This window comes from Mumia sp. (genome assembly GCF_028803055.1).
Taxonomy (GTDB): Bacteria; Actinomycetota; Actinomycetes; order Propionibacteriales; family Nocardioidaceae; genus Mumia.
On record NZ_JARBCJ010000179.1, the window covers coordinates 1 to 6,467 of the forward strand.

Here is a 6,467-nt window from a genome sequence, read left to right on the forward strand (position 1 = left end):
GTGCACCAGCCGCCGCCGGTGCACCAGGTCTTCGAGGGGCACAATTTCGTGGTCTGCAACTTCCTGCCCCGCAAGGTCGACTACCACCCGCTGTCGATCCCCCTGCCGTACTACCACTCCAACGTGGACTCCGACGAGGTCATGTTCTACGTCGCCGGCGACTACGAGGCGCGCAAGGGCACCGGCATCGGCGTCGGCTCCATCTCGCTGCACCCGGGAGGCATCGCGCACGGGCCGCAGCCGGGCGCGGTCGAAGCCTCGCTCGGTGCCCAGGAGTTCGACGAGGTCGCGGTCATGGTCGACACCTTCCGGCCGCTGGAGCTCGGCGAGGGTGGCACCGCGACCGACGACCACGCGTACGGCACCGCCGCCGCCAGGGCCCTCGGCTCCGACTGACCCCGGCAGCGTTGGCGCCGTCACCACGCACGAACCGCCCCAGCGTCAGACGCTGAGGCGGTTCGGTGTCTCGGTACGAGATCAGTGGCGGTCGGACTCAGCCCGGTCGCCGGCGTCGTAGAAGTCACGGCTTCCGGACTTCGCCAGGCCGCGGCTGACCATGTAGCCGATCGTCAGGAGGGTCACGTAGAACCATGCCTCCTGAGGACCGAAGTCGCTGCCGTCGACGAAGGCCGAGGCGATCAGGACGCCGAGCGCGACGACGACGTAGGCGATGAGCTCGCTCGTCTTGAAGGACGCCTTGGTCTCGGTGCTCAGTCGGGCGGTCGAGCGGTCGTGGTTCTGGTGGGTGGCATGCGTGGTCGACATTGTGAATTCCTTGTGTGAGATCAGGAGGCTCTAGCCGGATCGGCTCGGCCTCTCCCGGGCCGCGAAAACGCGATCAAACTCAGGTACCCGGCGGTAACATCTCCAAACCTCCCCGACCGCGGCGTGCGCGTCAGCGCATGACGCTCAACGGCAGGTACGCGCTGACCACCCAGTTCGGTGCGTCGACCACCTCGCTGATCTTGAGGTCGACCACGACGCTGCACAGCACGTAGGCGTCGCGCGGGTCGAGCCCGTAGGTGTGGCCGAGGTGGTCGATCATCGCCCGCACGGCGTCCTGAGCGGCCCGCATCAAGGACGGCGCCACCCCGGTCGTCGCATACCAGCCGGCATCCTCGAGCCCCGTGCGCAGCGCACCGGGAGTCCGGAACTGCGGCCCGGGGATCGATCGCCCCTGGTGCAGGCGAACGCGTACGGAACCGCGGGCCGCCCATTCGACCGCGCTCACGCACACCTCGCCGTCACCCTGCGCCGCGTGCGGGTCGCCGATCGCGAGCCGAGCGCCCGGCACCTGGACCGGCAGGAACACCGACGAGCCGACGACGAGGTCGCGGCAGTCGAGGTTGCCGCCGAACGTGCCTGGCGGCATGACCGGCAGCGGCTCGACGGTGTCCGGGCAGACGCCGACGACGCCGAAGAACGGACGGACCGGCACGCGCGCCACGTCGCCCATGTCGGTGTGGTCGCCGTCGATCTCCCAGCGGAACAGGTACCTCTCGCTGAAGTCGGCGGCGAGCAGTCCTTCGTCCGGCCCCAGCACGGTCCAGCCGAATCCCTTGGTCCCTTCCGCCTCGAGGATCTCCACCTCGAGCACGTCACCGGGCCTTGCGCCGGCGACCACGACGGGGCCGGCGAGCGGGTACATCGGCCGTGTCGGGTCGGACGCAGGCAGCGCTCCGCCCGTCGGCACCTCGTCGTACCGCCCGTTCACGGCATCCTCGCAGTCGAACGACACCGTGTCGCCGGACGCGACCTCCAGCCGGGGCTCGTGGGTCGTCGTCCAGAGGTGCTGAGGATCGCCGGCGAGGTCGTGGTGGGTCATGCCGACGATCCTCGCGCACGTGGAGGTCTCGCCGTCACCTGCCGGGCGGCGCCTCGGCGGCGTCCAGACGTCGGCGGGCCAGAGCACGGGCTGCGGCACCGGCCGTCGTCCTCTCCGCGCTCGCCGTCGCGAAGATGTCGCGGACGCGGTCCTCCAGCGCGGCGACCCTCACCCGGACCTGGTCGGGCGTGCTGCCGTCGCGCTCGCCGCCGACCTGGACGAGGCCTCCTGCGTTCGCGACGTAGTCCGGCACCCAGACCGTCCCACGCTCGACGAGCATCTCCTCGACGTCCGGAGTCGAGAGCTGGTTGTTGGCGGCGCCGCAGACCAGACCGGCGCGCACCGTCTCGACCGAGGCCGGCGTGAGCGTGCCGCCGAGGGCGCACGGGGCATAGACGTCCACCTCGGCGTCGACCACCGAGTCCACGAGCTCCAGCCCGAGATGGGTCTCCCCGGCCCGGCGACGTGCGCCGGCGTCGGGCTCGGCGAGCACCACACGCGCTCCCTGGTCGCGCAGCAGTCCGATCAGCCGGAGACCGACCTTGCCCGCCCCCTCGACGCCGACGGTCAGAGCGCCGAGGTCGGCGCTCCCGAACGTGTGCGCGGCGGCCGCGCGCATCGCGGAGAACACGCCCAACGCCGTCGCGAACCCGCTGTCACCCGAGCCGCCCGCCGCGACCGTGCGACCGACGACGTACGGGGTCTCCTCGCCGACCACGTCGAGGTCCTCCGCCGTGACGCCCACGTCACCCGCGGTGATGTATCGGCCCCCCAGCGACCCGACGAACCGACCGTACGCGCGGAGCAGCGCCCGCGACCTGAGGGTCGCCGGGTCCCCGACGATCACGGCCTTGCCGCCGCCGAGGTCGAGCCCCGCGGCCGCTGCCTTGTACGTCATGCCCTCCGAGAGACGGAGCACATCGGTGAGGGCATCGCTCCCGGACGCGTACGGGTAGAACCGCGTGCCGCCGAGTGCCGGACCGAGCCGGGTGTCGTGCACGGCGATGATCGCGCTCAGCCCGGTGGCCTCGTCGTGGTGGAAGTGGACGCGCTCGTGGGAGTCGATCGTCAGCCCCTCGAGTCCGTCGAAGATGCCGTCGACGGTGTCGCGTGCGGTGGTGGTCATGCGCGTCCTTCCGAGTCCGAGGGGCGCGGTCGGCGCCAGGGGTCGGCACCCATGCTCGGAGCGCCCACGGATGTGGTCAACATCACGTGCTCGAACTCAGTGTCCTGATCACTTCGTGCCGAGAAACGCTGGCTCTGCTGCGCAGTCTGCTCATCAGCTGCCGTGCGAGCGGTATGCCGGGGCGCGGGTGGTCCCCGGGCGAGGAGCCGACTCCAGCAGCGGCTGGACGCGACGCGGGATCAGCACCGACAGCACGACGATGCTCGTGGACCGGACGATGCTCGGCGACTGGTCGAGCCGCAGCAGGGTGCCCTGGAGCTCTTCGTGCGAGGCCGTGGCGACCAGGCACAGGACGTCGAACGACCCCGTCGTCACGACGGCCTCCACCACCTGCGGGATCGCGTCGAGCGCCTCCCGGACCTCGTCCAGGGCGCCCTGCGCGATCTCGAGCGTGACGTAGGCCTGGACGGGGAAGCCGGCCGCCCGCAGGTCGACGTCAGGGCCGTACCCGGTGATCACGCCTGCCTCCTCCAGCCGCCGCAGACGGGCCTGGACGGTGCCGCGGGCGACGGAGGTGGTGCGCGAGAGCTCCAGCACCCCCGCGCGGGGGTGGTCGTGCATCACCGCGATCAGGGCGAGGTCGAGCTGGTCGAGCATCACGACGCCACTCTCGTACGAAGTAGACGATCCGTCCAGTCAAACCTGCCTTCCGGTGGGCGATCTGCACGTTGCGGCCAGGTGAGGAGGTGCCGGTTGCACAGTCGATCGTCCGCGCGATGTGATCTGGGACACGAGGCTCGACCCGCTCGCTCGCGCAACAAACCGGAGGACACGATGACCATCGAGCACACGCTGACCAGCGAGGAGGCTCTCGCCGGACTCGACGTCGACCAGCTCAAGAAGCTCGTCGGACTGGTGGAGTACGACGAGGCCAACGACCCCTTCCCGGTCACCGGCTGGGACGCCGTGGTGTGGGTGGTCGGCAACGCGACGCAGGCCGCGCACTACTACCAGTCGGCGTACGGCATGGAGCTCGTCGCCTACTCCGGCCCGGAGACCGGCAACCGTGACCACTGCGCGTACGTCCTGCGCAGCGGCGGCGTGCGCTTCGTCCTCAAGGGCGCCGTCGCACCGGACAGTCCTCTGATCGCCCACCACGCGGCGCACGGAGACGGCATCGTCGACATCGCGCTCGAGGTGCCCGACGTCGACCGCTGCATCGCCCACGCGCGTGAGCAGGGCGCGACGGTGCTCGAGGAGCCGCACGACGTCACCGACGAGCACGGCACCATCCGCACCGGGGCCATCGCCACCTACGGCGAGACCCGGCACACCCTCGTCGACCGGTCGGCGTACTCCGGTCCGTACCTGCCCGGCTTCGTCGAGCGCACCAGCGCGTACGAGAAGCGGGCGGGAGCGCCGAAGCGCATCTTCCAGGCGCTCGACCACGTCGTCGGCAACGTCGAGCTCGGCCGCATGGACGCCTGGGTGGACTTCTACCACCGCGTGATGGGGTTCACGAACATGGCCGAGTTCATCGGCGACGACATCGCGACCGACTACTCGGCGCTGATGAGCAAGGTCGTGGCCAGCGGCAACCACCGGGTCAAGTTCCCCCTCAACGAGCCGGCGGCGGGCAAGAAGAAGTCGCAGATCGACGAGTACCTCGAGTTCTACGGCGGTCCGGGCGCGCAGCACCTCGCCCTGGCGACCAACGACATCGTCAACGCCGTCGACGTCCTGCGTTCGGAGGGGGTGGAGTTCCTCGCGACGCCCGACTCCTACTACACCGACCCCGAGCTGCGGGCGAGGATCGGCGAGGTCCGGGTGCCGATCGAGGAGCTCCAGGCCCGAGGGATCCTCGTCGACCGCGACGAGGACGGCTATCTCCTCCAGATCTTCACCAAGCCGGTCGGTGACCGGCCGACCGTCTTCTTCGAGCTGATCGAGCGCCACGGCTCGCTCGGCTTCGGCAAGGGCAACTTCAAGGCGCTCTTCGAGGCGATCGAGCGCGAGCAGGAGCGGCGCGGCAACTTCTGATCAGTGCGGAGGGGCCGGCCGTACGGGCCGGCCCTTGCGCGACTCCCGGCCGGACGTGGTTAAGTTAGGCAAGGCTTACAGAAGCCTAAGGGGGAAGCGTGTTCGCGAACTATCTCATCGGCCTGCGCGAGGGGCTCGAGGCGGCGCTGGTCATCAGCATCCTCGTCGCCTACCTCGTGAAGACCGAGCGACGCCACCTCCTGCCGCGGATCTGGGCAGGAGTGGCACTCGCCGTCGGGATCAGCGCGGCCTTCGGCGCCCTGCTGACCTTCGGTCCGCGCGGCCTGACGTTCGAGGCGCAGGAGGCGATCGGCGGCACGCTGAGCATCATCGCCGTGGCATTCGTGACCTGGATGGTCTTCTGGATGGCCGGCGCGGCCCGCACGATCAGCGGCGAGCTCCGCGGCAAGATCGACGTCGCCGCCGACGCCGGACGCTGGTCCCTGGTGGTCGTCGCCCTCCTCGCCGTCGGCCGCGAGGGACTCGAGACGGCGCTGTTCCTCTGGGCAGCGACCCAGACCGCCACCGCCGACGGCCAGACCGCGACGTGGGAGCCGCTGCTCGGCGCCGCCCTCGGGCTCGCGACCGCCGTCGTGCTCGGCTACCTCTTCTACCGGGGCGCGATCCGGATCAACCTCTCGCGTTTCTTCCTCTGGACCGGAGCGTTCCTCGTCGTCGTGGCCGCGGGAGTGCTCTCGTACGGGGTGCACGACCTCCAGGAGGCGGGGATCCTCCCCGGGCTGGGCAACGTGCTCTTCGACGTCTCCGACGTCATCGACCCGGCCACCTGGTACGCCACCCTTCTCAAGGGTGTCTTCAACTTCTCGCCCGCCACCACCGTCCTCGAGGGCCTCGCCTGGCTGCTGTACCTCGTCCCGACGATGACCCTCTTCCTCCTCACGATGCGACGCCGCGACCGGTCCGACCGACCGGTCGAGCAGCGCGTCTCCGCCTGACCGACCGCCACACCGCATCACCCCACGAAGGATCCGCTCACATGCGTCGTACCTCCCTCCCCGCCGTCGTCGGGCTCGTCACCCTGTCGGTCGGCGTCCTCGCCGGGTGCACCGACAACCGACCCGCCGACGCAGGTGACGCCCGCAGCCTCGACGTGGTCTCGACCGCCGACGGCTGTGAGCTGTCGGCCACCAAGGCTCCCGCGGGCAACCTGAGGTTCAGCGTCCGCAACGACGGCTCGGAGGTCACCGAGTTCTACCTGCTGGCCTCCGACGGCCTGCGGATCGTCGCCGAGATCGAGAACATCGGCCCGGGCCTGACTCGTGACCTCGTGGTGACGGCGCCCGAGGGCGACTACGTGACCGCCTGCAAGCCGGGCATGAAGGGGGAGGGCATCCGCGACGACTTCGCGGTGACTCCCTCCGACGAGGACGTCACGGCCAGCGGGGACGACAAGGTGCTGGTCGACCAGGCCAACAAGCACTACGCCGCGTACGTGCAGGACCAGAGCGCCCAGCT

The 6,467-nt window shown here is 70.2% G+C and carries 8 protein-coding genes; 4 read left to right on the forward strand and 4 right to left on the reverse strand.

Going from position 1 to position 6,467, the window contains the following annotated elements; translation table 11 throughout:
* On the forward strand, positions 1-396 hold a 396-nt coding region (locus tag PV363_RS14565; RefSeq protein ID WP_301022694.1), incomplete at its 5' end, for a homogentisate 1,2-dioxygenase domain-containing protein.
* Between the two features lie 81 nt (positions 397-477).
* Here PV363_RS14565 and PV363_RS14570 read toward each other — a convergent pair.
* The 4 genes from PV363_RS14570 to PV363_RS14585 all read right to left on the reverse strand — a co-directional run bounded on the left by PV363_RS14570 (position 478) and on the right by PV363_RS14585 (position 3,608).
* A complete protein-coding gene (locus PV363_RS14570; RefSeq protein ID WP_220343186.1) occupies positions 478-765 on the reverse strand; it encodes a hypothetical protein in 288 nt (95 codons plus the stop codon).
* Positions 766-895: 130 nt separating this feature from the next.
* On the reverse strand, positions 896-1,825 hold the full coding sequence (locus PV363_RS14575) for an acetamidase/formamidase family protein (protein ID WP_220343187.1): 930 nt from the start codon (positions 1,823-1,825) through the stop codon (positions 896-898).
* 34 nt (positions 1,826-1,859) lie between these two features.
* Positions 1,860-2,951 (reverse strand): Glu/Leu/Phe/Val dehydrogenase dimerization domain-containing protein, encoded by a 1,092-nt coding sequence (locus tag PV363_RS14580; protein ID WP_301022695.1) that lies wholly within the window; start codon positions 2,949-2,951, stop codon positions 1,860-1,862.
* 153 nt (positions 2,952-3,104) lie between these two features.
* On the reverse strand, positions 3,105-3,608 hold the full coding sequence (locus PV363_RS14585; RefSeq protein WP_255559667.1) for an Lrp/AsnC family transcriptional regulator: 504 nt from the start codon (positions 3,606-3,608) through the stop codon (positions 3,105-3,107).
* Positions 3,609-3,785: 177 nt separating this feature from the next.
* On the opposite strand from PV363_RS14585, the gene hppD reads away from it, so the two are divergent.
* From hppD to PV363_RS14600, 3 genes are all read left to right on the forward strand, one after another.
* The gene (gene hppD, locus PV363_RS14590) at positions 3,786-4,991 is read left to right on the forward strand and encodes a 4-hydroxyphenylpyruvate dioxygenase (protein ID WP_220343190.1); all 1,206 of its coding nucleotides are present in this window, start codon (positions 3,786-3,788) and stop codon (positions 4,989-4,991) included.
* Positions 4,992-5,089: 98 nt separating this feature from the next.
* Positions 5,090-5,947 (forward strand): iron uptake transporter permease EfeU, encoded by an 858-nt coding sequence (gene efeU, locus PV363_RS14595; protein WP_220343191.1) that lies wholly within the window; start codon positions 5,090-5,092, stop codon positions 5,945-5,947.
* Between the two features lie 41 nt (positions 5,948-5,988).
* A partial coding sequence (locus tag PV363_RS14600) for a cupredoxin domain-containing protein (protein WP_301022696.1) occupies positions 5,989-6,467 on the forward strand: 479 nt, incomplete at its 3' end.